At 62.5% G+C, this 26,073-nt stretch carries 23 protein-coding genes; 10 read left to right on the top strand and 13 right to left on the bottom strand.

What is annotated here, in order from left to right; all coding sequences use genetic code 11:
* The first annotated feature begins 74 nt into the window (after positions 1 to 74).
* The gene (gene ilvD / locus HB630_RS16750) at positions 75 to 1,928 is read left to right on the top strand and encodes a dihydroxy-acid dehydratase (RefSeq protein WP_213773379.1); all 1,854 of its coding nucleotides are present in this window, start codon (positions 75 to 77) and stop codon (positions 1,926 to 1,928) included.
* A 120-nt stretch (positions 1,929 to 2,048) separates the two neighbouring features.
* On the opposite strand, the gene HB630_RS16755 is transcribed toward ilvD, so the two are convergent.
* Entirely contained in the window at positions 2,049 to 2,909 is an 861-nt protein-coding gene (locus tag HB630_RS16755) for a prephenate dehydratase (RefSeq protein ID WP_213773380.1), read from the bottom strand.
* A gap of 21 nt (positions 2,910 to 2,930) precedes the next feature.
* A complete protein-coding gene (locus HB630_RS16760) occupies positions 2,931 to 3,671 on the bottom strand; it encodes a 3-deoxy-manno-octulosonate cytidylyltransferase (protein WP_213773381.1) in 741 nt (246 codons plus the stop codon).
* Positions 3,672 to 3,884: 213 nt separating this feature from the next.
* Between HB630_RS16760 and HB630_RS16765 the strand changes: the two genes are divergently transcribed.
* The 6 genes from HB630_RS16765 to HB630_RS16790 all read left to right on the top strand — a co-directional run bounded on the left by HB630_RS16765 (position 3,885) and on the right by HB630_RS16790 (position 12,375).
* Positions 3,885 to 4,433: a cytochrome c family protein gene (locus HB630_RS16765; protein WP_213773382.1), complete on the top strand. Its 549-nt coding sequence runs from the start codon at positions 3,885 to 3,887 to the stop codon at positions 4,431 to 4,433.
* A 206-nt stretch (positions 4,434 to 4,639) separates the two neighbouring features.
* Positions 4,640 to 6,547, top strand: a complete 1,908-nt coding sequence (locus HB630_RS16770) for an extracellular solute-binding protein (RefSeq protein ID WP_213773383.1) — start codon at positions 4,640 to 4,642, stop codon at positions 6,545 to 6,547.
* 14 nt (positions 6,548 to 6,561) lie between these two features.
* On the top strand, positions 6,562 to 8,445 hold the full coding sequence (locus HB630_RS16775; protein ID WP_213773384.1) for an extracellular solute-binding protein: 1,884 nt from the start codon (positions 6,562 to 6,564) through the stop codon (positions 8,443 to 8,445).
* 3 nt (positions 8,446 to 8,448) lie between these two features.
* Positions 8,449 to 9,555 carry a microcin C ABC transporter permease YejB gene (locus HB630_RS16780; protein WP_213773385.1) on the top strand — a complete coding sequence of 369 codons (1,107 nt, stop codon included), beginning with the start codon at positions 8,449 to 8,451 and terminating at the stop codon, positions 9,553 to 9,555.
* Positions 9,555 to 10,733, top strand: a complete 1,179-nt coding sequence (locus HB630_RS16785) for an ABC transporter permease (protein WP_213773386.1) — start codon at positions 9,555 to 9,557, stop codon at positions 10,731 to 10,733. The genes HB630_RS16780 and HB630_RS16785 overlap by 1 nt, the downstream gene beginning before the upstream one ends.
* Before the next feature lie 10 nt (positions 10,734 to 10,743).
* Positions 10,744 to 12,375 (top strand): ABC transporter ATP-binding protein, encoded by a 1,632-nt coding sequence (locus tag HB630_RS16790; RefSeq protein WP_213773387.1) that lies wholly within the window; start codon positions 10,744 to 10,746, stop codon positions 12,373 to 12,375.
* 6 nt (positions 12,376 to 12,381) lie between these two features.
* Here HB630_RS16790 and HB630_RS16795 read toward each other — a convergent pair whose 3' ends face one another.
* Together HB630_RS16795 and HB630_RS16800 are read right to left on the bottom strand one after the other, a co-directional pair.
* Positions 12,382 to 13,227 (bottom strand): NlpC/P60 family protein, encoded by an 846-nt coding sequence (locus HB630_RS16795; RefSeq protein WP_213773388.1) that lies wholly within the window; start codon positions 13,225 to 13,227, stop codon positions 12,382 to 12,384.
* Positions 13,220 to 14,599: a leucyl aminopeptidase family protein gene (locus HB630_RS16800; RefSeq protein WP_213773389.1), complete on the bottom strand. Its 1,380-nt coding sequence runs from the start codon at positions 14,597 to 14,599 to the stop codon at positions 13,220 to 13,222. The genes HB630_RS16795 and HB630_RS16800 overlap by 8 nt, the downstream gene beginning before the upstream one ends.
* Positions 14,600 to 14,791: 192 nt before the next feature.
* On the opposite strand from HB630_RS16800, the gene HB630_RS16805 reads away from it, so the two are divergent.
* A complete protein-coding gene (locus tag HB630_RS16805; protein ID WP_213773659.1) occupies positions 14,792 to 15,004 on the top strand; it encodes a hypothetical protein in 213 nt (70 codons plus the stop codon).
* A 369-nt stretch (positions 15,005 to 15,373) separates the two neighbouring features.
* On the top strand, positions 15,374 to 16,174 hold the full coding sequence (locus HB630_RS16810) for a tetratricopeptide repeat protein (protein WP_213773390.1): 801 nt from the start codon (positions 15,374 to 15,376) through the stop codon (positions 16,172 to 16,174).
* A gap of 179 nt (positions 16,175 to 16,353) precedes the next feature.
* Here the strand turns inward: HB630_RS16810 and HB630_RS16815 are convergent, their stop codons facing one another.
* The 9 genes from HB630_RS16815 to HB630_RS16855 all read right to left on the bottom strand — a co-directional run bounded on the left by HB630_RS16815 (position 16,354) and on the right by HB630_RS16855 (position 24,834).
* A complete protein-coding gene (locus HB630_RS16815; RefSeq protein WP_213773391.1) occupies positions 16,354 to 17,328 on the bottom strand; it encodes a type II secretion system F family protein in 975 nt (324 codons plus the stop codon).
* 10 nt (positions 17,329 to 17,338) lie between these two features.
* The gene (locus HB630_RS16820) at positions 17,339 to 18,313 is read right to left on the bottom strand and encodes a type II secretion system F family protein (RefSeq protein WP_213773392.1); all 975 of its coding nucleotides are present in this window, start codon (positions 18,311 to 18,313) and stop codon (positions 17,339 to 17,341) included.
* A 16-nt stretch (positions 18,314 to 18,329) separates the two neighbouring features.
* Positions 18,330 to 19,796: an ATPase, T2SS/T4P/T4SS family gene (locus HB630_RS16825; RefSeq protein WP_213773393.1), complete on the bottom strand. Its 1,467-nt coding sequence runs from the start codon at positions 19,794 to 19,796 to the stop codon at positions 18,330 to 18,332.
* 22 nt (positions 19,797 to 19,818) lie between these two features.
* A complete protein-coding gene (locus HB630_RS16830; RefSeq protein ID WP_213773394.1) occupies positions 19,819 to 21,084 on the bottom strand; it encodes an AAA family ATPase in 1,266 nt (421 codons plus the stop codon).
* Entirely contained in the window at positions 21,081 to 21,821 is a 741-nt protein-coding gene (locus tag HB630_RS16835; RefSeq protein WP_213773395.1) for a CpaD family pilus assembly protein, read from the bottom strand. Before HB630_RS16835 ends, HB630_RS16830 begins: the two co-directional genes overlap by 4 nt.
* Before the next feature lie 21 nt (positions 21,822 to 21,842).
* Positions 21,843 to 23,312, bottom strand: coding sequence for a type II and III secretion system protein family protein (locus tag HB630_RS16840; RefSeq protein WP_213773396.1), 1,470 nt, complete (start codon positions 23,310 to 23,312; stop codon positions 21,843 to 21,845).
* 17 nt (positions 23,313 to 23,329) lie between these two features.
* Positions 23,330 to 23,683: a hypothetical protein gene (locus HB630_RS28655; protein WP_213773397.1), complete on the bottom strand. Its 354-nt coding sequence runs from the start codon at positions 23,681 to 23,683 to the stop codon at positions 23,330 to 23,332.
* A 126-nt stretch (positions 23,684 to 23,809) separates the two neighbouring features.
* On the bottom strand, positions 23,810 to 24,334 hold the full coding sequence (locus HB630_RS16850; RefSeq protein ID WP_213773398.1) for a prepilin peptidase: 525 nt from the start codon (positions 24,332 to 24,334) through the stop codon (positions 23,810 to 23,812).
* A gap of 314 nt (positions 24,335 to 24,648) precedes the next feature.
* Positions 24,649 to 24,834, bottom strand: coding sequence for a Flp family type IVb pilin (locus HB630_RS16855; protein WP_213773399.1), 186 nt, complete (start codon positions 24,832 to 24,834; stop codon positions 24,649 to 24,651).
* A 605-nt stretch (positions 24,835 to 25,439) separates the two neighbouring features.
* Here HB630_RS16855 and HB630_RS16860 point away from each other — a divergent pair.
* On the top strand, positions 25,440 to 25,937 hold the full coding sequence (locus HB630_RS16860) for a pilus assembly protein N-terminal domain-containing protein (protein WP_213773400.1): 498 nt from the start codon (positions 25,440 to 25,442) through the stop codon (positions 25,935 to 25,937).
* Positions 25,938 to 26,073: the final 136 nt, after the last annotated feature.

Consider the following 26,073-nt stretch of genomic DNA (forward strand, 5'->3'; position numbering starts at 1 on the left):
GCGCCCGCCGCGATTTGCGAAAAGAGCCCCCCTTTCGCGGCAAGCGTGCCGCCCAACTATCAAGGTCCAGTCCCATGCCCGCCTATCGCTCGCGCACCTCCACCCACGGCCGCAACATGGCGGGCGCTCGCGGCCTCTGGCGCGCGACCGGCATGAAGGACGGCGATTTCGGCAAGCCGATCATCGCAATCGCCAACAGCTTCACGCAATTCGTGCCCGGCCACGTTCATCTCAAGGATCTCGGCCAGCTGGTCGCGGGCGAAGTCGAGAAGGCAGGCGGCGTCGCCAAGGAGTTCAACACCATCGCGGTCGACGACGGCATCGCGATGGGCCATGACGGCATGCTGTATTCGTTGCCCAGCCGCGAGATCATCGCCGACAGCGTCGAATACATGGTCAACGCCCATTGCGCCGATGCGCTGGTCTGCATCTCCAATTGCGACAAGATCACGCCGGGCATGCTGATGGCGGCGCTCCGCCTCAATATCCCGGCGGTGTTCGTCTCCGGCGGCCCGATGGAGGCCGGCAAGGTCACGGTCGCCGGCAAGGTCAGGAAGGTCGACCTGATCGACGCGATGGTGGCGGCCGCCGATGCGGCGGTTTCCGACGCCGACGTCGCGGTGATCGAGCGGTCGTCCTGCCCGACCTGCGGCTCCTGCTCCGGCATGTTCACCGCCAATTCGATGAATTGCCTGACCGAAGCGCTCGGACTCGCGCTGCCCGGCAACGGCACGATCGTCGCGACGCATGCCGACCGCAAGCGGCTGTTCGTCGAGGCGGGGCACCTCGTGGTTGATCTGGCGCGCCGCTATTACGAGCAGGACGACGCAAGCGTGCTGCCGCGCGCCATCGCCAATTTCGGCGCCTTCGAAAACGCGATGACGCTCGATATCGCGATGGGCGGCTCGACCAATACCGTGCTGCATCTGCTCGCTGCCGCCTATGAGGGCGGCGTCGATTTCACCATGAGCGACATCGACCGGCTGTCGCGCCGCGTCCCGGTTCTGTGCAAGGTCGCCCCGTCGGTGCCCGACGTTCACGTCGAAGACGTGCATCGCGCGGGCGGCATCATGGGCATCCTGGGCGAACTCGACCGCGCCGGATTGCTCAACCGCGAAACGCCGATGATACATGCGGTGACGCTGGCCGCGGCGCTCGATCGCAACGACATCAAGCGCGGCGCCGGCGCGTCGGTGCGCGAATTCTTCCGCGCGGCGCCGGGCGGCGTTCCGACCCAGGTCGCATTTAGCCAGGCCTCGCGCTTTGAAGAGCTGGACGAAGACCGCGCCGGCGGCGCGATCCGCGATGTCGAGCACGCGTTCTCCAAGGACGGCGGGCTTGCGGTTCTCTACGGCAATCTGGCCGAGGACGGCTGCATCGTGAAGACCGCGGGCGTCGATTCCAGCATCCTGAAATTCGCAGGGCCGGTGAAACTGTTCGAGAGCCAGGACGATTCGGTCACCGCCATCCTGACCGGCAAGATCCAGCCGGGTGATATCGTGCTGATCCGCTATGAGGGGCCGCGTGGCGGCCCGGGCATGCAGGAAATGCTCTACCCCACCAGCTATCTGAAATCGAAGGGCCTCGGCAAAGCCTGCGCGTTGGTCACCGACGGCCGTTTCTCCGGGGGGTCGTCGGGCCTGTCGATCGGGCACGTCTCGCCCGAAGCCGCCGAGGGCGGCACGATCGGCCTGGTCGAGGCCGGGGATCGGATCGAGATCGACATTCCCGCCCGCACCATCAGGCTGGTCGTCTCCGACGAAGAGCTTGCCCGCCGCCGCGCTGCGATGCAGCACAAGGGCACCGATGCATGGAAGCCGGCCAAGCCGCGCAAGCGCAATGTGACGACGGCGCTGAAGGCCTATGCCGCGCTTACCACCAGCGCCGCGCGGGGCGCCGTGCGCGAGATTCCGGCTTCGCTGAGGTGAGGTCGCGGCGTCGCCTATGCCGTCATTCCGGGACGATGCAAAGCGTCGAACCCGGAATCTCGCGCCAGTCAACTCCGGATTTCGGGTTCGCGCTGACGCGCGAACCGGAATGACGATGTGCTACTCCCGCTGCTCGCTGAAGGTGGCGCGGAACGGGTGGCCCGGATAGACGCCGACGATGCGGAATTCGCGCGAGAAGAATTTCAATTCCTCCAGCGCGAAGGCGAGATTCTTGTCGTCGGGATGGCCGTCGACATCGGCATAGAATTGCGTGGCGAAGAAATTGCCGTCGACCATGTAGCTTTCGAGCTTGGTCATGTTGACGCCGTTGGTGGCGAAACCGCCCATCGCCTTGTAGAGCGCGGCGGGCAGATTGCGCACCCGGAAGACAAAGGTGGTGACCAGCGGCCCCGAGCCTTGGCTGGCCCATTTCGGCTCGCGCGCCAGCACCACGAAGCGCGTGGTGTTGTGGGCTTCATCCTCGACATCCTCGGCCAGGATATCGAGGCCATAGATTTCCGCGGCCAGCCGTGAGGCCAGCGAGGCGCAGCTGTTGTCGCCGCGTTCGGCCACGATGCGCGCGCTTCCGGCGGTGTCGCCGGACACGATCGGCCTGATGCCGAGCTTGCGGATGATGCGGCGGCATTGCCCGAGCGCATGAACATGGCTCTCGACGGTCTTGATGTCGGACAGCTTCGCTCCGCGCGGCGCCATCAACTGATGATGCACCGGTAAGAACCATTCGCCGACGATGAAGAGACCGGAAGCCGGCAGCAGGTGATGGATGTCGGCGACGCGCCCGGCGACCGAGTTCTCGATCGGGATCATCCCGAGATCGGCTTCGCCCGAGGAGATCGCGGCCAGCGCGTCCTCGAAGGTCGCGCAGGGCAGCGGCTCGGCCCCGGGATAGGCTTCGACGACGGCGATATGGGAATTCGCGCCCGGCTCGCCCTGGAATGCGATTTTCATGGCTTTACTCATACCGCGCCTTGTACCAGCAGCCTAGGTTTTCGCCAGTATGCGCCGGGCGGTTTCGAGATCGGCCGGGGTGTCGACGCCGCGCGGAACCGTGTCCACCACGGTGACGTCGATCCGCATTCCGGCCTCCAGCGCCCGAAGCTGTTCGAGCTTTTCCCGCTGTTCCAACGTCGAGGGTTTGAGCCCCACGAAACGTTCCAGCGCGGCGCGGCGATAGGCGTAAAGGCCGATGTGATGGTAGCGCGGCCCGTCGCCATAGGGTGCGGTGGCGCGGGTGAAATACAGCGCCCGGAGCCGATTTGAGCTCAAGGGTGAGCCGATCACCTTGACCACGTTCGGATTGGTGCTCTCCTCCTCGGTATGGATTTCCGCCGCCAGCGTCGCGATATCGACCGCAGGGTCAGCGAGGGGAGCGAGCACGTCGGCGATGTTATCGACGCGGATGGTCGGGAAGTCGCCCTGCAGATTGACCACGATCTCGGTGCGGCCGTCGGGGTCCAGCCGGCCCAGCGCCTCGTGGATCCGGTCCGAACCGGAAGGGTGGTCGGCGCGGGTCATCACCGCCTCGCCGCCATGGGCTTGCACCGCGGCCGCGATTTCCGGCGTGTCGGTTGCGACCGCGACGCGGCCGATTTTCGCCGCCTCCGCCCGGCGCAGCACATGCACGATCATCGGCAACCCCGCGATGTCCATGAGCGGCTTGCCGGGCAGTCGCGTGGCCGCCATGCGGGCAGGAATGAGCACCAGAGTGCGGTTTTCGGTCATCCGGGCAGCGCTCGAAAGGCCGGTCAATATCCAGCCGGAAATGATGAGATTGGGCGAAAGCGGGCCTGCTTATACGGGTTGCCAGAGCGCGGGCAAACCGATATCTCAATTCCTGTACGGGAACGGTACGAAAGCCTGATTCCGCGTGCCAATCTGGGAGGGGCCGTTCAGTCGGCCTGAAGTCGACCTGTAAAGGGCTGGAGCCTGATCCGAATGGACTCCTTCGAACTCAATAAAATTTTGGGCGCCGTTCTTGGCACCTGTCTTGTTGTCTTGGCAACGAGCTTCGCGGCTGGCGCCGTCTTTACCCCGAAGCTACCGGAAAAGCCGGGTTTCGAAATCGCCGTGAAGGAAGAAGCCCCGGCCGGCGGTCAGGCCGCCGCGCCCGCGCCGTCGGTCCCGATCGAGACGCTGCTGCAGAGCGCCTCGGTCGACAAGGGGGCCGCGTCCGCCAAGAAATGCCAGGCCTGCCACACCTTCGAGAAGGGCGGCCCCAACCGCGTCGGCCCGAACCTCTACGGCATTGTCGGCGACCAGAGGGGCGAGGGCCGCGGGTTCAATTTCTCGGCCGCCATGAAGGCCAAGGGCGGCACCTGGACCATCGACGACCTCAACCAGTTCATCGCCAATCCCAAGGGCTTTGTGCCGGGCACCGCGATGGGCTTTGCCGGTATTCCGAAGGACAGCGAGCGTGCCGACGTGATCGCCTATCTCAACACGCTGTCGGATAACCCGGCGCCGCTTCCGACCGCGGCGAAGTAACGTCCTGACGGTGGGATTTTCGTCCGGAACGGCCAGGCATCGCCTGGCCGTTTTCGTTTCGCGCCTCGCGCCCTTGTTATCGGGACCTTTCGCCGCACCGGATCCCTTCACCGGGGGCCAAGATGAGGAAAAAGCAACATCACAGGTCGAAAGCTTGCCTTATATTGCGTCCTCACTAGTACGCCGTATCCATAGGGAATTCTGACTTGGCCATTACCCGACGACACCTCTTGCAGAGCGCCACTTCCGCCGCCATTGCCCCGGCGCTCGGACTTGCGGCAGGGCTTCCGGCGATCGATGCGGCCCATGCGCAATCGGCGCAACCGCAAGCCGCGGGCGAGCCAGCCTGGCGTCACGCGCTCTCCCTGTTCGGGGACATCAAATACCTGGCCGGCTTCAAGCGTTTCGATTACGTCAATCCCGACGCACCCAAAGGCGGCGTGGTGCGGATGATATCGATCGGGACTTACGACAATTTCAACATCGCGGTCGCCGGCGTTAAGGGCAATATCGCGCCGGCCGCGATGATGATCAACGAAACGTTGATGACGCGCTCGCAGGACGAGGTCGCCACCGAATACGGACTTCTGGCCGAGTCCGCCTCCCATCCCGATGATTTTTCCTGGGTGGTCTATCGGTTGCGCGGCGAAGCCCGCTGGCACGACGGCAGCCCGGTGACGCCGGATGATGTGATCTTCTCGATCGAGACGCTGAAGAAGCAAAGTCCGTTTTATGCGTCCTATTATCGCCACGTGGTCAAAGCCGAAAAGGCCGGCGAGCACGATGTCAAATTCACCTTCGATGCTCCCGGCAACCGCGAATTGCCGAGCATCGTCGGGGAACTGCCGGTGCTGCCGAAGCTCTGGTGGGAGGGCACGGACAGTCAGGGTCGCAAGCGTGACGTTTCCGCAACAACGCTGGAGAAGCCCGTCGGCTCCGGCCCCTACCGGATCAAGGAATTTGTCGCCGGCCGTTCGGTCGTACTGGAACGGGTGAAGGATTATTGGGGCGCAAATCTTCCCGCCCAGATCGGCCAGAATAATTTCGATGAACTGCGCTTCGAGTTCTTTCGCGACAATCTCGTCGCGCTCGAAGCGTTCAAGGCCGATCAGGCCGACTGGATTGCCGAGAATTCGGCGAAGCAATGGGCCACGGCCTATGATTTCTCCGCCGTCACCGACAAGCGTGTGGTCAAGGAAGAATTCCCGATCAGCGATTCCGGCCGGATGCAGGGGTTTGCCCTCAACCTTCGCCGCGATCAGTTCAAGGACGCGCGGCTGCGCCGGGCTTTCAACTGCGCCTATGATTTCGAGGAAATGAACAAGCAATTGTTCTACGGGCAATACAAGCGCATCAACAGTTACTTCGAGGGAACGGAGCTTGCCTGCTCGGGTCTTCCGGAAGGCCAGGAACTGCAAATCCTCGAGACGGTGCGCGACAAGGTGCCGCCCGAAGTATTCACGACGCCTTACGCCAATCCGGTCGGCGGCAATCCGGAGGCGGTACGCGCGAATTTGCGCGAGGCGATGAAACTCTTGAAGGACGCAGGCTTCGAGATCCGGGATCAGAAGCTTTTCGATCCCGCCGGGAAGCAGATCAGTGTCGAGATCCTGGTGCAGGATCCATCCTCGGAGCGGATCGCGCTGTTTTACAAGCCGTCGCTGGAACGTATCGGCGTCACCACCTCCGTGCGCATGGTCGACGACGTGCAATATGAAAACCGGCTGCGCAGTTTCGATTATGATATCGTCATCGAGGTCTGGGGTGAATCGCTGTCGCCCGGTAACGAACAGCGCGAGTTCTGGGGCTCGCAGGCCGCCGATCAGGCTGGCTCGAGAAACAGTGTCGGCATCAAAAACCCGGCCGTCGACGCGCTGATCGATCATGTCATCTTCGCCAAGGACCGCGCCGGCCTTGTCGCAGCGACCCGGGCGCTGGATCGGGTCCTGCTCTGGAACTTCTACGTCGTACCGCAATTCACCTATCCTTACATGCGTTACGCCCGCTGGGACCGGTTCAGCCATGCCGAGCCGCTGCCGAAATATGGCCGCTCCGGTCTGCCATCGCTGTGGTGGTGGGACACCGAGAAGGCCGCCAAGGTCGGCAAATCTTGATTGGGCCTACGCGCATGACGCTGCTCTCCCGCAGGCACCTGCTCGCTCTAGGCGTCGGAGCATGGAGCGCCGCAAAGTTTCGGTCTGCAATGGCTGCGGCTGAAACGGCTACGGCTGACGCCGGCACCGAGGTTCACGGCATATCGGCGTTCGGCGATCTGAAATATCCAGCCGACTTCCCGCATTTCGACTATGTCAATGCGGCCGCGCCGAAGGGTGGCGTGTTTTCATTCATTCCCTCGGGCCGGGCCTATAACCAGTCCTACTTCACGTTCAATTCGCTCAACGCCTACATCCTGAAGGGGGAAGGCGCGCAGGGCATGGACATGACGTTCGCGGCGCTGATGGTGCGCGCCAACGACGAGCCCGATGCGATGTACGGCCTCGCGGCCAAATCGGTGCAGGTTTCACCCGACAGGCTGACCTATCGTTTCACGATGCGCCCCGAGGCGAGATTTCACGACGGCTCGAAATTGACGGCGCGCGATGCGGCGTTCTCGCTGAATGCGCTCAAGACCAAAGGCCATCCGTTGATCGTCGAGCAGATGCGCGACATGGTGAAGGCCGAAGCGCCCGATGACGCGACGGTCGTCGTCACCTTCGCCGAAAAGCGCGGACGCGACGTGCCGCTCTATGTCGCGGGCCTGCCGATTTTCTCGCAAGCCTATTACGCCAACCGGCCGTTCGATGAATCGACGCTCGACACGCCGCTGGGATCCGGGCCGTACAAGGTCGGGAAATTCGAGGTCAACCGTTACATCGAGTTCGAACGGGTGAAGGACTGGTGGGGCGCCGATCTCCCGGTCGCGCGCGGCTCCTTTAATTTCGACATCGTGCGCTACGAATTCTATCGCGACCGCGAGGTCGCCTTCGAGGGTTTCTCGGCCAAAAATTATCTGTTTCGCGAGGAGTTCACCTCGCGGGTATGGGCCACGCGCTACGATTTCCCGGCGGTCAAGGACGGCCGCGTCAAGTTGGAGACCTTGCCGGACGATACGCCGTCAGGCGCGCAGGGCTGGTTCATCAACATCCGCCGCGAGAAGTTCAAGGATTCGCGCGTGCGTGAAGCACTGATCCTGGCCTTCGACTTCGAATGGACCAACAAGACCATCATGTACGGCGCCTACAAGCGCACCCACTCGCCGTTCCAGAATTCGGACATGATGGCGGACGGGCCGCCCGGGCCCGAGGAGTTCAAGCTGCTCGAACCGTTCCGCGGCAAGCTGCCCGACGAAGTGTTCGGAGAACCGTTCGTGCCGCCGGTGTCGGATGGATCGGGGCAGGACCGGGCGCTGTTGCGCAAGGCCTCGCAACTGTTCACCGACGCCGGGTTGCCCGTCAAGGACGGCAAGCGGCTGCTGCCGAACGGCGAGGTCTTTCAGATCGAATTTCTGATCGACGAGCCGAGTTTTGAACCGCATCATGCGCGCTACATCAAAAATCTCGAGATTTTGGGGATCGCTGCCACGCTGCGGATCGTCGACGCCGTGCAATACCGCGCCCGGGTGGAGGATTTCGATTTCGACATGACGGTCGAGCGTTTCAGCATGTCGGCCACGCCCGGCGATGCGATGCGCCCGTTCTTCTCCTCGCAGGCCGCGGCCACCAAGGGCTCGTATAATCTCGCCGGGATATCAGACCCGGTCCTGGATATGCTGATCGAGAAGATTATCGGCGCCGGCAATCGCGCCGACCTGACCTTTGCGTGCCGCGCCTTTGACCGGGTGTTTCGTGCCGGGCGTTATTGGGTGCCGCAATGGTATCGTGCCAACCATCCGATCGCCTATTGGGACCTGTTCGCGCATCCGGAAAAGCCGCCGCGTTATTCGGGCGGGGTAGGTGCGCCGGAAAACTGGTGGTCGGATCCCATCAAGGCCGCCAAGGTCGAGGCGAAATAGTTCATGAGCGCCTATATCGCCCGCCGCATTCTGCTGATGTTCCCGACCTTGTTGGGAATCCTGTTCGTGTCGTTCGTGGTGGTGCAGTTCGCGCCGGGCGGCCCGGTGGAGCGCGTGATCGCGCAGCTCTCCGGCGCGGATACCGGAGGCACGTCGCGGATTTCCGGTGGTGGCGGCGATTTCGCCGCGCGCGGCCAGGCCAATATATCCGGCGATTCCGTTGGGTCGAAATACCGGGGCGCGCAGGGCCTCGATCCTGAATTCGTAAAAAGCCTCGAGAAGCAGTTCGGCTTCGACAAGCCGGCGCCGGAACGCTTTCTCCTGATGCTGTGGAATTATGCCCGCTTCGATTTCGGCAAGAGCTATTTCCGCGACGTCAGCGTGCTGCAATTGATCAAGGAAAAGCTGCCGGTTTCGATGTCGCTCGGAATCTGGATGACGCTCCTGACCTATCTGATTTCGATCCCGCTCGGCATTCGCAAGGCGGTGCAGGACGGCTCCAGATTCGATACCTGGACCTCCGCCGTCATCATCGTCGGATTTGCGATACCCGGATTCCTGTTCGCGATCCTCTTGATCATCCTGTTCGCCGGCGGCTCGTTCTTCAATATTTTCCCGTTGCGCGGATTGACCTCGGACGGCTGGTCGCAATTCCCCTGGTATTGGAAGATCATCGATTATTTCTGGCACATCACTCTGCCGCTGATCTCGATGGCGCTCGGTGCTTTCGCCACCATGACGCTTTTGACCAAGAACTCGTTCCTGGACGAGATCCGCAAGCAATATGTGATGACCGCGCGCGCCAAGGGCTGCACCGAGCACCAGGTGCTCTATAATCACGTTTTCCGCAACGCCATGCTGATCGTGATCGCCGGATTCCCCGGTGCCTTCATCCACGCCTTCTTTTCCGGCTCGCTGCTGATCGAAACCATCTTTTCGCTCGACGGCCTGGGCCTGCTCGGTTTCGAAAGCGTGCTGAACCGCGACTATCCGGTGGTGTTCGGCACGCTGTTCATTTTCTCGCTGGTCGGTCTCGTCGTCAATCTGATCTCCGACCTCGCCTATATGTGGATCGATCCGCGGATCGATTTCGAGGCGCGGGAAGTCTGATGAGCATGATTGCGCCGCCCCCGATCGAAACCTCGACGCAATCGCCGCTCGGCGAAGCCGTGCCGGTGACACGCCATCGCTTCGGCCCGTCGCCGCTCAACCGCCGCCGCTGGCAGAATTTCAAATCGAACCGCCGGGGTTATTGGTCGTTCTGGATTTTCCTGGTCCTGTTCGTCGTGTCCCTGTTTGCCGAATTGATCGCCAACGACCGTCCGTTCCTGATCAAATATGACGGGCATCTGTATTGGCCGGCTTTCGTCACCTATCCCGAGACCGCGTTTGGCGGAGATTTCCAGACAGCTGCGGACTATCGCGATCCCTATTTGCAGAAGCTGATCGCGGACAAGGGCGGCGCGATCGTCTGGCCATTGATCCGTTATTCTTACGATACGCATAATCTCGACCTGCCGACGCCCGCGCCGTCGCCGCCGACCTGGATGCTGACGGAGGCGCAGTGCAAGGACGTGGTCCAGCGCAAGGGCCTGAAGAGCTGCCGCGATCTCGAATACAACTGGCTCGGTACCGACGACCAGGGCCGCGACGTCGTCGCGCGCCTGATCTATGGTTTTCGCATTTCGGTCCTGTTCGGCCTGACGCTGACCATCGTCTCGTCGATCATCGGCGTCGCCGCCGGCGGCATCCAGGGCTATTTCGGCGGCTGGACCGATCTTCTCTTCCAGCGCCTGATCGAGATATGGAACGCGATCCCCTCGCTGTATCTGCTGCTGATCATATCGGCGGTGCTACCGCCGGGATTTTTCATCCTGCTCGGCATCCTCCTGCTGTTTTCATGGGTCTCGCTGGTCGGCCTGGTGCGGGCGGAATTCCTGCGCGGCCGCAATTTCGAATACATCCAGGCGGCGCGGGCGCTCGGCGTATCCAATGGCGTGATCATGTTCCGACATCTGCTGCCGAACGCGATGGTAGCGACCATGACGTTCCTGCCGTTCATCGTCTCCTCGTCGGTGATGACCCTGACCGCGCTCGATTTCCTCGGCATGGGATTGCCGCCGGGCTCGCCGTCGCTCGGCGAATTGCTGTCACAGGCCAAGGCCAATGTTCAGGCGCCGTGGCTCGGCTTTACCGGCTTTTTCGCGGTCGCCATCATGCTGTCGCTGCTGATCTTCATCGGCGAGGCGGCGCGCGACGCCTTCGATCCGCGCAAGACGTTCCGATAGGTTGACCGACATGGACGCCATCAACCAGCCGCTGCTTCAGGTCCGCGATCTATCGGTGGCGTTTCACCAGCCGAGCGGCACGTCGGTCGCGGTGGACCGCATCTCGTTCGACATCAGGCGCGGCGAGTGCGTGGCGCTGGTCGGCGAATCCGGCTCCGGAAAATCCGTCAGCGCGTTGTCGATCCTGAAACTGTTGCCCTATCCGACCGCGTCGCACCCGTCGGGCAGTATCCATTTCAATGGACGCGATTTGCTGACGCTGCCGGAGCGCGAGATGCGCGGCATTCGCGGCAACGATATTTCGATCATCTTCCAGGAGCCGATGACGTCGCTCAATCCGCTGCACACGATCGAGTCCCAGATCGTCGAGATCCTGCAGCTTCACAGCGGCGTTCGCGGCGCGATGGCGCGGGCCCGAACGCTTGAACTGCTCACCCAGGTCGGCATTCCCGATCCGGAAACCCGGCTTGCCAGCTATCCGCATCAATTGTCCGGCGGCCAGCGCCAGCGGGTGATGATCGCGATGGCGCTTGCCAACGAACCGGACCTGTTGATCGCGGATGAGCCGACCACGGCGCTCGACGTCACCGTGCAGGCGCAGATCCTGGCTCTGCTGGCCGAGATTCGCGCCCGGCTCGGCATGAGCCTGTTGTTCATCACCCACGATCTCGGCATCGTGCGCCGCATCGCCGATATGGTCTGCGTCATGAATAGCGGCAAGATTGTCGAGCAGGGACCGGTCGAGCAGGTCTTTACCGCGCCGAAACATCCCTACACCCGGGCATTGCTCGCGGCCGAACCAAGGCCGGATCCGGCGCCGCCCCGTCCCCAATCGCCGGTCGTGATGTCGGCCGACGATCTGAAGGTCTGGTTTCCGGTCAAGCGCGGCCTGCTCCGCCGCACGGTCGGACATATCAAGGCGGTCGACGGCGTCAGCCTCGCGGTGCGCAAGGGCGAGACGCTCGGCGTCGTCGGCGAGTCCGGCTCCGGCAAGACCACGCTGGGCCTGGCGCTGCTCCGGCTGATCTCGTCGGAAGGGCCGATCGTTTTTCTGGGGAGAGACATCCAGGGCCTGCGCTTCAAGGAAATGCGCCCCTTTCGGCGTGACATGCAGATCGTGTTTCAGGATCCGTTCGGCGCGCTCAGCCCGCGCATGTCGGTCGGGGACATCATCGCCGAAGGCTTGAGCGTGCATCAGGGCTCGCTTTCGGACGGAGAGCGCGAAGCGCGCGTGGTCAAGGCGCTCAACGATGTCGGCCTCGATCCGGCGACGCGATTCCGCTATCCGCATGAATTTTCCGGCGGCCAGCGCCAGCGCATCAGCATTGCGCGCGCGGTGGTGCTGGAGCCGAGTTTCGTCGTGCTGGACGAGCCGACCAGCGCGCTCGACATGCTGTTCCAGGCGCAGATGGTCGATTTGTTGCGTGAATTGCAGCGCAAGCGCGACCTGACCTACCTGTTCATCTCGCACGATTTGCGCGTGGTCGCTTCGCTGGCGAGCCATCTGATCGTGATGCGACATGGCAAGGTGGTCGAGGAGGGGGCGGCTGCGGAATTGTTCAAGACTCCGAAGACCGATTACACCCGCGCGCTGTTCGCCGCCGCGTTCCGGCTCGAGGCCGCGCCGGGTGGCGCCGTCTGATTCGTTTCAAGCGAGCCGCTTGATCGCCGTGATCTCACTTCCACCGGCCTTGATGCGCGCGATGGCGTCGTTTGTGTTTTCGATCACGGTCGCCATGTGATGCGCGTTGGCGTGAACGATGCTGCGGGCATCGCGCACGATCGCCACATGGCCTTTCCAGAAGATCAGGTCGCCGCGCTGCAATTTCTTCGATTCCGCGGCGTCCAGCGTTCTGCCGAGCCCGTCCCGCTGCATGTCGCTGTCGCGCGGGCAGCCGGTGCCCGCGGCGCTTAGCGAAACCTGAACCAGGCCGGAACAATCGATCCCGAGGCTGCTCTTGCCGCCCCACAAATAGGGCGTGCCGACAAACCGCTCGGCGATCGCGACGAAATCGTCCTCATAATTGTCGATGCGGCCGACATGCCGCAGCGGCAAATGCCAACCCTCGCACGTTACCGCGAAAGCGCCATCCTCGCGCAATATCGCAAGCGTCGATCCCATCACGAGTGTCGCGGCGGGCGGCAGCTTGATCAAGGGGCCGGGAAACGCAAAGGTCCGGATCGCGGTGATCTTGTGGGTCGGTGGCGCGGCAGGCGGCGCCAGCGCGCGGTCCGGCAGCCAGCCGACATAGCCGTCGCCGTTCAACTGGCCCCAGGCCCAGCCTTCGCCGTTGCGATCGTAGACCGTCACGCGTTCGCCCTTCAGCGCCTGCGTCGCCAGCATCGCTTGCGCCGACGGAGCTTCGCGCAGCGGCGCGATGGCGTCCGTCACCTCGAACTCCTCGCCGGTCACAAAACGCGCGGCCTCGACCTTGCCTTCCAGATATTTCGCGGCGAGATCGGGCCGCGCCGGAGTCAGGCGGGGATCATCCATAGCGCTCGCCTAGCAATTTGTAGATCGCCCGCGCCGCCTGGCATTCACCGCCTTCGGGCCGCGCCGGTTTCGCCGACGGCGTCCAGCCGTAGATATCGACATGCAGCCAGCTTTTGGCGGCTTCGACGAAACGTTGCAGGAACAGCGCGCAGGTGATCGAGCCGGCAAATCCGCCCGACGGCGCGTTGTTGATATGGGCGATCTTCGAATCCAGCCAGCTATCGTAGGCCGGCCATAGCGGCAATCGCCACAACGGATCGTTTTCCTGTTTCGCGCAACGTGCGACGTCCAGCGCCAACCGCTCATCATCGGTATAAAAGGGCGGCAAATCCGGCCCCAGCGCCACGCGGGCCGCGCCGGTCAGCGTTCCCATATCGATCAGCAGGTCGGGCGTTTCCTCGTCGGCCAGCGCCAGCGCATCGGCGAGGACCAGCCGGCCTTCGGCGTCGGTGTTGCCGATCTCGACCGTCAGGCCCTTGCGCGATTTGAAGATATCGAGCGGGCGAAACGCATTGCCGGCGACCGCGTTCTCGACCGCGGGAATCAGGACCCGGAGCCGTAGCTTCAGGCCGGCGTCCATCACCATCGACGCCAGCGCCAGCACGTTGGCGGCTCCGCCCATGTCCTTCTTCATGATCAGCATGCCGCTGGAAGGCTTCAAGTCCAGCCCGCCGGTATCGAAGCAGACGCCCTTGCCGACCAGCGTCACCTTGGGGTGAGCGGGGTCACCCCAGCCGATATCGATCAGGCACGGCGCGCGCGTCGATGCCATGCCGACCGCGTGAATCAGCGGAAAGTTCTGCGCAAGTTCGTCGCCTGCCGTGCAATGGAAGCTGGCGCCGAAGCGCGCGGCAAGCTCGCGCGCGGCCTGCGCCAGTTGCTCGGGGCCCATGTCGTTGGACGGCGTATTGATGAGATCGCGGGCGAGACTCACGGCTTCCGCCATGCGCGTGATATCCGTCACATCGATACCGTCGGGCGGCACCAGCCTGACGTCGGGCATATCTGTCTTGCGGTAACGGCCGAAGCGATAGCTGCCGAGCGCGAAGGCAAGCACGGCGAGACGGGTGTCATGTGGTGCGTTGGCGAAGCGATAGGTACCCGGCGGCAGCAGGCCGGGCAATGATCCGGGCCTGAACAGATCATTGGATTTGCTGCTCTCCTCGTCGAGGCCGAAAACGACCTGCGCAACGTGGCCATCGGCTGACGGCAAGGTCAGGCATTTTCCGGGCTTCGCAGCAAAGCCGTTGGCGAGTGCGAACTGCCGGGCCGGCGGCGGGAGGCTGTCGCGGATCGCTTCCCATGTCGCTTTGGTTGCAAAGGTAATGGGAATGCTTGATGCGGCCGGTGCGGTCTCGAACACGGAATGCATGCTTCGCTCTTCTTCGATGTAGATGCCGGCTTCAGCCTTGATGCCGGCGTGGTGAGCCGTTGGACGGATCAGACTTCGCAGAATTTTAGCAGGCCCGCAATCTTCCGGAGACTCCGGCTGAAATCCGCGGCGCTACACACTGCCACGGGATTGTGATAGGTTCCCTATATCGCACGAGGAGGGTTCGGTTCGATGGCTAAGAAAGGCAAGAGTCTCGACGGCCGGCATCGCGACACGACCGGCCGCATCGATAAGAAGCATGGCAATACGCGCATTGGATCGTTGCGCAAGACTTACGGCGAGCATTTTGCAGCCGGCCGCCGCAAGGACATGATGCTCAAGACGCTGCTTGCCGAGACCGGCCTGGAGTCGCTGCACGCTTATTTGCGCAAGCACCACAAGTAAGCATCACGCATAGTCGGGATTGTAACATCTCGCGGCGATCGCGACCCATATCGGTCGGGCGTTCGCTGTCATCGGCGTTTGGACCGATAGTTCCGCGGGCTGTTCAGGTTCGGGAGTCGCCGGAATTATATTGGCGTGTCGCGAATTCCGGACTCGGGATACCGGACGCCGATCCAACTTTTGCCAGATCGGACCCGCCGCTGCATCGCTGTGAAAGGACAGAGGCTTTTCCGAAGTGCCAATTTCCGCTTTGCACGGAGGCGTCCCATAAGCTGGGGTTATACCCAATTAACCGGACGTTAGGGTTAACAGTCTATTGCTGGCACATTCAGTTCGATCCATTCGCCCGATATTGCGAGCCAGAGTGCCATGCGTCGACAGTCCAGCGTTGCCCGGTATCTTACATCCGCGGCGGTAGCGGCCGTGTTTGCCGCTGGGCTTGGCGGCTGCCAGACGATGTCCGACATCACGGGCTCGCTGACGTCGAAGGCCGATACCGATTCCGATCCGCGGCGCATGACGGAAATGGCCGGCGAGCGTTATCGTGCCAACCCCAAGGACGCGGACGCCGCGCTGGCCTATGGCCAGGCGCTCCGCACCAGCGGCCAGCGCAGCCAGGCCGCCGCCGTACTCGAGCAGGCCACTATCGCCCATCCCGGCAACAAGCCGCTGCTCGCGGCTTACGGCCGGGCGCTGGCGGACAACGGTAATTTTCAGGCGGCCTTCGACGTGCTGTCGCGCGCGCATACGCCCGACAATCCTGACTGGCGAATTCTGTCGGTGCAGGGGACTGTGCTCGACCAATTGGGCCGTCACGATGAAGCGCGCGGCTATTATATCAGCGCGTTGAGGATCGTGCCCGACGAGCCCTCGGTGCTATCCAATCTCGGCCTGTCCTACATGCTTTCCAGGGATCTGCCGAAGGCGGAAGAGACGCTGCGCCAAGCCTATGCCAGCGGCAAGGCCGATTCCCGGGTGCGGCAAAATCTGGCGCTGGTGGTCGGCCTGCAAGGCCGCTTCGCGGAAGCCGAAGGCATTGCCAAAGCGGATCTGCCGCCGGACGAGGCCGCGGCGAACGTCGCCTATCTCAAGCAGATGTTAAGTCACAAGGATGCGCCGCGCACGACGGCCAAGCCGGTGCCGATGGCCTCGCTCGGCCAGCCCGAGTAACGATCTGAACCGGGCCGTTCCGCTTATACCGTTTTCGAGCCGAAAGCCTGCCCCGGACGAAGTCCGGGATGGATAAGAAAACGCGCCAAGAAAAAATGCGAAGGCCCGGTTCTTAATTCAATCAGAACCGATAGGCTTTCTTGGTATGTCGCCGGGTCGTTGTCAGGCGCGCTGCGGGCTCAGTGCATCTCGGTAATCTTGATGACGCTCGGCCCCAGGATCACCACGAACAGCACCGGCAGGAAAAACAGGATCATCGGCACCGTCAGCTTCGGCGGTAGCGACGCGGCCTTCTTCTCCGCCTCGCTCATGCGCATGTCGCGATTTTCCTGCGCCATGACCCGCAAGCTTTGGCCGAGCGGCGTTCCGTAACGTTCCGACTGCTGTAACGCCAGGCAGACCGATTTCACGCCATCGAGGCCGGTGCGCTTGGCCAGATTTTCATAAGCGACCTTGCGATCCTGCAAATATGAAAGCTCGGCCGTGGTCAGGGTGAATTCTTCGGACAGCGCGACGGACTGCTTCGCGATCTCGACGCTGACCCTGCGGAACGCGGCTTCGATCGACATGCCCGACTCGATACAGATCAGCAGGAGGTCGAGCGCATCGGGAAATGCGCGCTTGATCGAGAGCTGGCGTTTGGAGATCGCGTTCCTCAGGAACAGCATCGGCGCCTGCAATCCCACATAGGCGGTGGCGACGCATATGCCGATCTTGATCGGTAGCGATTTTTCCATGTGGGCGATCACGAAAACGTACAACACCGACGCTACGAACAGCAGCGCGGGCGTTACCAGCCGGAAAAAAAGAAACGTGATATAGGGGGCGTGTCCGCGGTAGCCGGCCATGATCAGTTTTTCGCGCGCAGATTCCTGGGCCAGCCATTTTCCGAGATTGAAGTCTTCCACCACCTTGGAGATGAACTGCTTCGGCGTCTGCCGCAGCGACACTTTCTCCGACCTGTTGAGACGTTCGCGTTCGCGCTGCCGGATCCGTTCCCGTTCGTTCGCGACCGCTTTCATGCGTTTGGTAAGGCTGTCACCTACCAGCAATGGCGTGATCAGGGTGTACGCGGTGGCGCTCGCCGCAAGAGCTGCGAGCACCATCGTCATGAAGCGAACGTCGTGGAGCTTAGTGACCAGAAAATCAATCATGGATCCACCGTCAGAAATCGAAATTGATCATCTTCTTCATGACCATGATGCCGATAGACATCCACGTCACACAGCCGACTAGCATCAGTTGGCCGGTCGGATTTGTCCACAGCACAGAAATGTAGCCGGGCGTTGTAAGGTAGACGAGCAGCATGACGATCGGCGGCAGCGAGCCGATGATGCCGGCGGAAGCCTTCGCTTCCATCGACATGGCCTGAATCTTCTCGGCCATTTTCTTGCGGTCCCGCAGCACCTTGGACAGGTTGCCGAGCGCCTCGGACAGGTTGCCGCCGGATTTCTGCTGGATCGCGACGACGATCCCGAAGAAATTCGCCTCCGGTACCGGCATCCGTTCGTACAGCCGCGCGCAGGCGTCGCCGAGCGGCATGCCGACGGCCTGGGTCTCGATGATGGCCAGGAATTCGCCCTTCAGCGGCTCGGGCGAATCCGCCGCGACGACCTTGATCGATTCGAACAGCGGCAGGCCCGCCTTGATGCCGCGAACGATCACGTCGACGGCGTCAGGCAGCGCGGCGAGAAACTTCTTTTCCCGGCGTTTCTTGAGGAAATTCAGCACCCAGCGCGGCAGGCCAAAACCACCGGCGAAACCCATGCCGATCGCGCCGAGAAAGCCGCCTCCGAGCATGAATGTGACGACAAAGAATACCGCTCCGACAACAGCGGAAACCGTTATGAATTTCTGCGTGGACCAGTCCAGCCCGGCCTGCATGAGGCGGCCGCCCAGCGACAATTTACTGTCCTTTTGCCGCCGCGCCTCGAGCTCCTTCAGCGTTCCCTCGACCTGTTCGCGGCGCGAGCGCTGACTTTTCTCGGTCTGGCGCGCGGCCGGTTCGGATCGCGCAATCGACGCGCGGCGGGATTCGGCCTTTCTCTCGCCCGACAGCAAGGGGTAAATGAAAACCCATGCAATGCCGCCGATGGCGGTGGCGGCGAGAAAAGCCAGCGCGAGTGTTTGGGTTTTCATGGCTCGCTTCCCCCCCTTAGGTCTTGACTTCCGCGGCGTCGAGCGCCGCGGCAAGCCGCTTCTCTTCGCCGTAATATCGCGCCCGATCCCAGAATCGGGGCCGTCCGATGCCGGTCGAGCGGTGCCGGCCGATGATCTTGCCGTCGGCGTCCTCGCCAACCAGGTCGTAGATGAAGAGATCCTGCGTGATGATGGTGTCGCCTTCCATGCCCATCACCTCGGTGATGTGGGTGATGCGGCGAGAGCCGTCGCGCAGGCGCGCGGCCTGGATGACCACATCGATCGAGGCACAGATCATCTCGCGAATGGTGCGCGACGGTAGTGAAAATCCACCCATCGTGATCATGGATTCGCAGCGCGACAGGCCTTCGCGGGGATTATTGGCGTGCAGCGTTCCCATCGATCCGTCGTGACCGGTGTTCATGGCCTGCAGCAGGTCGAAGGCTTCCGGTCCGCGGACTTCGCCGACGATGATGCGTTCAGGGCGCATGCGCAGGCAGTTTCGCACCAGTTCGCGCATCGTGACCTGGCCCTCGCCCTCGATATTCGGCGGGCGGGTTTCGAGGCGCACCACATGCGGCTGCTGGAGTTGAAGTTCGGCGGCGTCCTCGCAGGTGATGATGCGCTCGTCATCGTCGATATAGTTGGTGAGGCAATTCAGCAGCGTGGTCTTGCCGGAGCCGGTGCCGCCGGAGATCAGGACGTTGCAACGGCAGCGGCCGATGATCTTGAGAATCTCCGCGCCTTCCGGCGTGATCGCGCCGAACCGGACCAACTGGTCGAGCGTCAGCTTGTCCTTCTTGAATTTGCGGATCGTGAGTGCCGGGCCGTCGATCGCCAGCGGCGGAACGATTGCGTTGACGCGGGAGCCGTCGGCGAGGCGAGCGTCGCAGATCGGCGAGGATTCATCGACACGGCGGCCGACCTGGCTGACGATTCGCTGGCAGATATTCAGTAATTGCTGGTTGTCGCGGAAGCGGATGCCGGTGCGCTGAATTTTGCCGGCGACTTCGATGAACACCGTGCCGGCGCCGTTGACCATGATATCGGCGATGTCGTCGCGCGACAGGAGCGGCTCGAGCGGGCCGTAGCCGAGGACGTCGTTGCAGATGTCATCGAGCAACTCCTCCTGCTCGGCGATCGACATCACGATATTCTTGATGGCGATGATCTCGTTGACGATATCGCGGATTTCTTCGCGCGCGGACTCGCCGTCGAGCTTGGAAAGCTGGGCAAGGTCGATCGCTTCGATCAAGGCGCCGAAGATGGTGGCTTTGACCTGGTAATAATTGTCCGACCGCCGCGAGTCGACGGTGGGGGGCGGCGGCACCGGCCTGGCCGGCGCGAGCGGGGGCGAGGGAATAGCGGGAGGGGGAGCCGAGTCGCGCACGACAGGAGCCGCGGCGCTGGGAGGCGCTTCCAATGTGGCAGCGGGTTTCACCGCCCGCGATTCGTTTTCCAGTCCGCTACGCTTACCAAACACGACGATGCTCCACCTGGGCGGCCTATTTTGCCCGCAACTTCTCTAGAAAAGGTGACAGGAACGAACCGCGCGGCTTCTTGGTTTCACCGCGGCCGGTCAGTCGCTGTGCGATTTGCAGGAACATTTCGGTGGTGCGATGGTTGGCGGAGATTTCCGCGATCATCTGGCCGTTGTTGGCCGCCGAGCCGAATATTTGCGGCTCGAACGGAATGGAGACGATCGGCGGGCTCTCGATGGCCTTGGCGAATTCGCTGGCGTTGATTTCCGGCCGCTTCGGCACGCCGATCTGGTTGAGGCAGTACATCGGGATCCGGTCGTTGGGACGCGACGCCTTCAACAGATCGAAAATGTTCTTGGTGTTGCGGAGGCTGGCGAGGTCGGGAGACGCGACGATCAGGATATCGTCCGCGTTCACCAGCGCGCGCTTGGCCCATCCCGACCATTGATGGGGAACGTCAAGTACGATGCAGGGCATGCTCGATCGCAGCGTATCGAACACCGCATCGAAGGCTTCGGCACCGAAGTCGTAGACCCGGTCGAGCGTCGCCGGCGCGGCCAGCAGGCTGAGATGGTCGGTGCATTTCGACAGCAGGCGGTCGATAAAAGCCGTGTCGATGCGATCCGGCGAAAATACCGCATCGGCGATCCCCTGCGGAGGATCCTGGTTATAGTCGAGGCCGGCGGTGCCGAATGCGAGGTCGAGATCGGCGACAACGGCGTCAAGCGCGAGATCTCGCGCGATCGCCCAGGCCACGTTATGAGCGATGGTGGACGCGCCGACGCCGCCCTTGGCGCCGACGACAGCGATGATGCGGCCGACCGCCTTTGCCTCGGGCGCGGAGAACAGGCCGCAAACCGAACGCACCACGTCGAGGGCGTTGGTCGGCGCAATCACGTAATCGCTGACGCCGCGACGTACAAGTTCGCGATAGAGCGCGACATCATTGATACGGCCGATCACGATGACGCGGGTGCCGGAATCGCACACGCTGGCGAGCTGGTCGAGACCGGCCAGGATGTCGCCGCGACCGTCGGTTTCCACGATGATGACGTTCGGCGTCGGCGCGGTGCGATAGGCTTCGACGGCAGCCGCCATGCCGCCCATTTGAATCTTCAGATGGGCCTTGCCGAGGCGGCGATCCTCGCCGGCCGATTGCACGGCCGCAGCGGTTTCCACGGTCTCGCAAAAGGCCTGCACGGAGACCCGCGGCGAGGGGGCGATGTGATCGTCCGCGGGCAGCAAGGCGTCCGGCCGTTCTTCTGAATCTTGACGGGCGTAGCTGATCATTTGCCTGTGTCGCTGAGTTTGGCCTTTTCGGCTTCCGGATAGATGGTGGCTGACGAGGTGCCTTTGCGATACTTCTCGAATCCTTCCGTGCGCCGCTCCGTGTAGGCGGGCGTTTCAGACCGCGGTTGCACGAGGTCCGACGGATTGTCGATCATCGCCGCCATGTCGCGCTGATAGGCGCAGCCGAAATTGTAGTATTCCTGGTTCTGCATATAGGTCTTGTCCTTGATCGAGGGACCAAGGTCTTCGGGCCACAGGCCGCAGGGACCGGCGACCGCCGACATCCTCGGATAGGTGAGCCGGACCGTCGCCATCTGGCGCGGATTATCCGGGCGATAGCGATGCTCCGTGATGCCGCGCGGCGGAACGCCGGCGGCCGCCAGCAGCGACTGCACTTCCCGGAACGCATCCGCGGCTGCGGCGGCGTTGGGGGTATCGACAGGTATGTCGGCGACGATCGGTCCGGTGGCGTCATTACGCCAGCCTTGCGCCAGTCCCATCACCTCGGCCCGGTCGGACGCCGAAAGGCCGCCGCGTCCCCGACCGATGAAGATCACCATCGACTGGTTCGATTCGTGAACCGCGATCGGATGGCGCTGACGGTAATCGTCCGGAATGCGCGCTGTCGCCTCTCCATCCGTGGTATGCGTGCAAGCTCCCAGCATGACGGCGATGCCGACAAGCGATCCCGCCATGCGGAAGGCGCGATTGCGATTGACGGGTATTTGGGTTGTCATCGTCCTGGTCCTTGTCCCGTCTCAGTCCGTGATAAAGCCGTAAGTGCCGCGATAGCTCTGTGACGGCTCCGTGTGGCCTGGAACGCCGTAGATGCGATTGATGCTGCCCAGCAGATCGGCCTGGGGATCGGCCGCCGCCGCAAACCCGTCATCCGGACGCGACAGATCCTTTGGCGCGACGGCCCGAACGACATAGGGCGTCACCAGGACCATCAGTTCGGTCTGGTTGTTGACGAAGTCGCGGCTGCGGAACAGCGCGCCGAGCACCGGCAGCGTCGACAGGCCCGGCAGTCCATTGATGGCCTGCTTCTGCTGCTGCTGAATCAAGCCGGCCATCGCCATCGCGCCGCCCGACGGAATCTCCAGCGTGGTTTCCGCACGGCGGGTCTTGATCGACGGCACCGAAATGCCGCTGATATTGATCGAATTGTCGTTCGATACTTCGGAGACTTCGGTCATCACCCGCAGGCTGATCCGGCCTTCGGTCAGCACGATCGGCGTGAAATTGAGCGAGACGCCGAATTTCTTGAACGAGATCGACGGCGCGCATTGCCCAACGGCTCCCGACGCCAGCGTTTGGCAGGTGACACCGGTAGGCACTGGAAATTCGCCGCCGGCGATGAAGGTCGCGGACTCGCCCGAGATCGCGGTCAGGTTCGGTTCGGCCAGGGTGCGAATTACACCCGCGCTTTCCATCGCCCGCAGCGTCGCCGAGACCGACGGCGTCGAGCCGAACGAGGTCGTAAGCGCGTTGGTCCCGACCAGCGGTCCGCCGTTCGCCGTGAATGGGTTGGTGTTGTTGAAGGTTACGACCGAACTGCCGTAACTCAGGTTGGCGCTGAGGTCGATGCCCATCTGCTTGACGATCGAACGCGCGACCTCGGCGACGGTGACTTTCAGCATCACCTGATCGCGGCCCCGGACGACGATCGAGTTGACGACCTTGTCGGCTCCCCCCGCCAGCCGCGTGGCCAGATCGCCAGCCTGCTGCGCTTCGATCGGGTTCGATACCGAGCCGGTCAGCATCACGCCGTCGCCGAGCCCGTCGATCTGGATATCCGCGTTCGGCATCAACTGCTTGATCGCCGCGCGCAAGCCGTTGAGGTCGCGCTTGACGGCGATGTCATAGGCGGCGATCTGCTGGCCGGCGGAATCGAAAAACACGATGTTGGTCTGACCGACGGCGGCGCCGATGATGTAAGCCCGCTGTGACGAGCGGACCACGGCATTGGCGATCTTGGGATCGGCGACCAGCACATCCTTGATGTCGCGCGGCAGATCGATCACCGTCGACTTGCCGATGCCGAGCGACAGGGAATGCGCGTTCATCTGTCCGTCGGCGGCGACCGGCGCGGATGAACCTGCGAGGCCATAGTCGGCCGCGACGACCGGGGCAAAGATCGGGTTGAGCGCTAACCCCACGACGGCCGAGAACGACAGCGCGCGGACCAGAAAGGTCCGCATGATCGGCTGATTTCCCCTGCACGTCATTTCCGTCGTCCTCTTGCTCACTTCTGTGTCGCCTGGGTCGGCACGTCGTAACGAACGACGTTGATGCTGCCGTTATGTCTGCAAGCCTGGTCGTCGGCACGGGTCTCGATGAGATCGATGTCGGTGCTGTTGCGCGGCGCCGGTGTGACGGCCTTGCCGGCCGCGATGTTCGCTGCTGCGCGCCCGCTCTGGCGCCATATGCCTTTGGGCTTGACTGTCTGGCCGCTGCCGGACTTTGCAACGAGTCCGTCTATTGTCGGCAAGCGTGTGGTGGGCGGGGAGTTATCGTCGGACCCGCTGCCGCTCGCGAGATACGCAGCTGCGCCGTTGGCGCTGACAGCGCTGGTCAGGACGACAAGAGCGGTATTCATACGCTTCACTTTCCACATTACGCTGCGACGCTTCCGTCGCCGTGATGGGAGTTGACCAGTTATTCGTCAAAGCATGGTTAATGAGGCGTATCTAAATCGCCTTAACGCCAGGTTTATCCGACGGAATCAATGGATGGCGAAATGAGCGAGGTTGATCGCCGTGATCCAATCCGTCTCGGGATAGACCATCAATGCGCCGGTCGCGAGCGCGATGCCGTAGGGAATGCCGCTGTCCTTGGCGTGCAGCCGAAGCAGCCACGCCTGACCGGCCAAGGCGTATGGCAGCGGCCATTGCCTGAACTGAAGCAGCAGCAGCGTCAGCGCGCCACCGAACAGCGAGGCATAGAGCAGATACTCCAGGAGATGGCCGAAGCCGAACCAGAGCGCGGCGGCGGCCGCAACCTTGGCATCCCCGCCGCCGATCCAGCCCAGGGCAAAACAGGCAAAGGCGACCACCAGCACGCTGGCGCCGGCTCCGATATGCGAGGCGATGTCAGAAGCTCCCATGCCGCTCAAGGGGGCAAGAACCAGGAAACCGGCCACAAGGATCAGCGACACCCGGTTGGAAATCGTCATGGTGAAGAGATCGCTGGCGGCCGCGAACGCCATCAGGGCCGGAAACAGCAGGAGCCGCGCGATGTCGAGGGCCATAGGACTACAGCTTGTGCTGTTGAAGCGGGATCGGAATAACAGCCGCTTCTAGCTTCCAGATATGAACAATCGGGAAACAGGACCTAGAATCACCAGACGCTTACGATGCGCAGGGCGAGGACAAGAACCGCAAGCGCCAGTGCCACGCATACCAGTTTTTCGGGCGTTTCGACGCGGTGGTGCGCCCATCGCGCCTTTCTTGCCGCAGCCAGGGCGGCGTTCGATTTATGCATATTCGCGCTGCCGCCTTGTCCGGTGAAAAGAAAAAAGGCCCCGGCTTGTGGCCGGGGCCTTGATGTCGGCCGTTACGGCTACTAACCGCCGGCGGCGGGGGCGGCGGCGATGCCGCTGTTGATCGAAGTGAACGTACCCTTCAGGGTGGAGCCGAGGCCGTTGACGACGGCGATGATCGCGAGAGCAATACCTGCTGCAATCAGGCCATATTCGATAGCGGTGGCGCCGGACTCGTCCTTCACGAAACGGGTAATCAGATTCTTCATTACTAACTCCATGTACGCGTGGCTGGTCGACTAACGTTTGGTCTTGCCGGCGTTCTCAGCACCGTGAGACCGTGGGCCACCCTAGGGTCGTAGAATTGCAGCGTAGTTAATTCGATCGCATAAACGCAGCTCAGGCGAGCTGTTCTTGAGCAGAGTAAATTTGGAATTAAGGGGTCCAACCAAAGACAATCGGGCTTTCGATCATGTCCTCATGATAAAGGGTGTCGACGCATTCGACCCGCCTTCTCGATCGCTTCTTAGATAACAGCAGGTAATCTGCGGGTATCTGCTGTCGGACGAAACGTTCATGCTGAGTTTACTCTGGTATCTTGTCGAGATGCCGGATCAGGCAATGGCCGAAGCGTGTGCGTCGCGATCAAGCCCGGCGCAGCGCCGTCTTCGACATTCATGTTCATGACGCCGGCCGGTGGACCTGCTCCCGAGAATATCTGTGGCGGCCGCATCCTGCCGATCGACGTGTCCAACCACGAGCAATTTGCCCGTTTCATTTTGCGGTTCATTCACAAATTGAAGTCAGTTTGGTCCGGTCAGACGCCGGCTTCGCTATGTATGTGTGAGCAGGTTCAACGCTCCGGAGTTAGAGTATGTCGTTCAAGTGCCTGCCTGCGCGGATACGCGCATTTTCCGGATTGCGCGCGCTGGCGGCGGCCGTTCTGTTGCTGCCGGCAGTCGCACTGGCCGAACCGTCTCCCGATGCCATCGCGGTCAATGTCGATCAGGCGAAGCTCGTCAAGCTTCCCGCGCGCGTTGCGACCATCGTGGTCGGAAACCCGCTGATTGCGGACGTCACGCTGCAGAACGGCGGCGTTGTTGTGGTGACCGGCAAGGGCTACGGCGCGACCAATTTCATCGCCATGGACCGCAGCGGCGAGGTGCTGGTGGACCGCCTGATCCAGGTTGAAGGTCCCTCCGACCAGTTGATCACCGTCTATCGCGGGGCCGAACGCGAATCCTATAGCTGCATGCCGATCTGCCAGCGACGAGTCACGCTTGGCGATGGCGACGGCTATTTCAAAGCGGCGCTCGATCAGGCCGGCACCTTGTCCGGCCAAGCCGGCGGGGCGAGCAAGTCGAACAATTAAGCCTGCACCGCCCAAGGCCTCGCAGCGAGCATGCGGCACGGCGCGCGAATTTCATGCTTTCGCAAAAGCCATTCTATGACGTTTTGAGCGAAGGGGGGCCGGTTCGCGTGAAGAAAACCCGTCATGACGGGAATCC

The organism is Bradyrhizobium sp. dw_78 (assembly GCF_018449525.1).
GTDB lineage: Bacteria > Pseudomonadota > Alphaproteobacteria > Rhizobiales > Xanthobacteraceae > Bradyrhizobium.

What these genes read in the sequence shown, in the direction of transcription:
- HB630_RS16835 (WP_213773395.1), bottom strand. Translation starts at nt 21,821, where the DNA reads ATGACAACCCAAATACCCGTCAATCGCAATCGCGCCTTCCGCATGGCG.
- HB630_RS16790 (WP_213773387.1), top strand. Translation starts at nt 10,744, where the DNA reads ATGGACGCCATCAACCAGCCGCTGCTTCAGGTCCGCGATCTATCGGTG.
- HB630_RS16815 (WP_213773391.1), bottom strand. Translation starts at nt 17,328, where the DNA reads ATGATTGATTTTCTGGTCACTAAGCTCCACGACGTTCGCTTCATGACG.
- HB630_RS16760 (WP_213773381.1), bottom strand. Translation starts at nt 3,671, where the DNA reads ATGACCGAAAACCGCACTCTGGTGCTCATTCCTGCCCGCATGGCGGCC.
- HB630_RS16755 (WP_213773380.1), bottom strand. Translation starts at nt 2,909, where the DNA reads ATGAGTAAAGCCATGAAAATCGCATTCCAGGGCGAGCCGGGCGCGAAT.
- HB630_RS16765 (WP_213773382.1), top strand. Translation starts at nt 3,885, where the DNA reads ATGGACTCCTTCGAACTCAATAAAATTTTGGGCGCCGTTCTTGGCACC.
- HB630_RS16775 (WP_213773384.1), top strand. Translation starts at nt 6,562, where the DNA reads ATGACGCTGCTCTCCCGCAGGCACCTGCTCGCTCTAGGCGTCGGAGCA.
- HB630_RS16785 (WP_213773386.1), top strand. Translation starts at nt 9,555, where the DNA reads ATGAGCATGATTGCGCCGCCCCCGATCGAAACCTCGACGCAATCGCCG.
- HB630_RS16850 (WP_213773398.1), bottom strand. Translation starts at nt 24,334, where the DNA reads ATGGCCCTCGACATCGCGCGGCTCCTGCTGTTTCCGGCCCTGATGGCG.
- HB630_RS16805 (WP_213773659.1), top strand. Translation starts at nt 14,792, where the DNA reads ATGGCTAAGAAAGGCAAGAGTCTCGACGGCCGGCATCGCGACACGACC.
- HB630_RS16780 (WP_213773385.1), top strand. Translation starts at nt 8,449, where the DNA reads ATGAGCGCCTATATCGCCCGCCGCATTCTGCTGATGTTCCCGACCTTG.
- HB630_RS28655 (WP_213773397.1), bottom strand. Translation starts at nt 23,683, where the DNA reads ATGAATACCGCTCTTGTCGTCCTGACCAGCGCTGTCAGCGCCAACGGC.
- HB630_RS16800 (WP_213773389.1), bottom strand. Translation starts at nt 14,599, where the DNA reads ATGCATTCCGTGTTCGAGACCGCACCGGCCGCATCAAGCATTCCCATT.
- HB630_RS16810 (WP_213773390.1), top strand. Translation starts at nt 15,374, where the DNA reads ATGCGTCGACAGTCCAGCGTTGCCCGGTATCTTACATCCGCGGCGGTA.
- HB630_RS16820 (WP_213773392.1), bottom strand. Translation starts at nt 18,313, where the DNA reads ATGAAAACCCAAACACTCGCGCTGGCTTTTCTCGCCGCCACCGCCATC.
- ilvD (WP_213773379.1), top strand. Translation starts at nt 75, where the DNA reads ATGCCCGCCTATCGCTCGCGCACCTCCACCCACGGCCGCAACATGGCG.
- HB630_RS16855 (WP_213773399.1), bottom strand. Translation starts at nt 24,834, where the DNA reads ATGAAGAATCTGATTACCCGTTTCGTGAAGGACGAGTCCGGCGCCACC.
- HB630_RS16860 (WP_213773400.1), top strand. Translation starts at nt 25,440, where the DNA reads ATGTCGTTCAAGTGCCTGCCTGCGCGGATACGCGCATTTTCCGGATTG.
- HB630_RS16840 (WP_213773396.1), bottom strand. Translation starts at nt 23,312, where the DNA reads ATGACGTGCAGGGGAAATCAGCCGATCATGCGGACCTTTCTGGTCCGC.
- HB630_RS16795 (WP_213773388.1), bottom strand. Translation starts at nt 13,227, where the DNA reads ATGGATGATCCCCGCCTGACTCCGGCGCGGCCCGATCTCGCCGCGAAA.
- HB630_RS16830 (WP_213773394.1), bottom strand. Translation starts at nt 21,084, where the DNA reads ATGATCAGCTACGCCCGTCAAGATTCAGAAGAACGGCCGGACGCCTTG.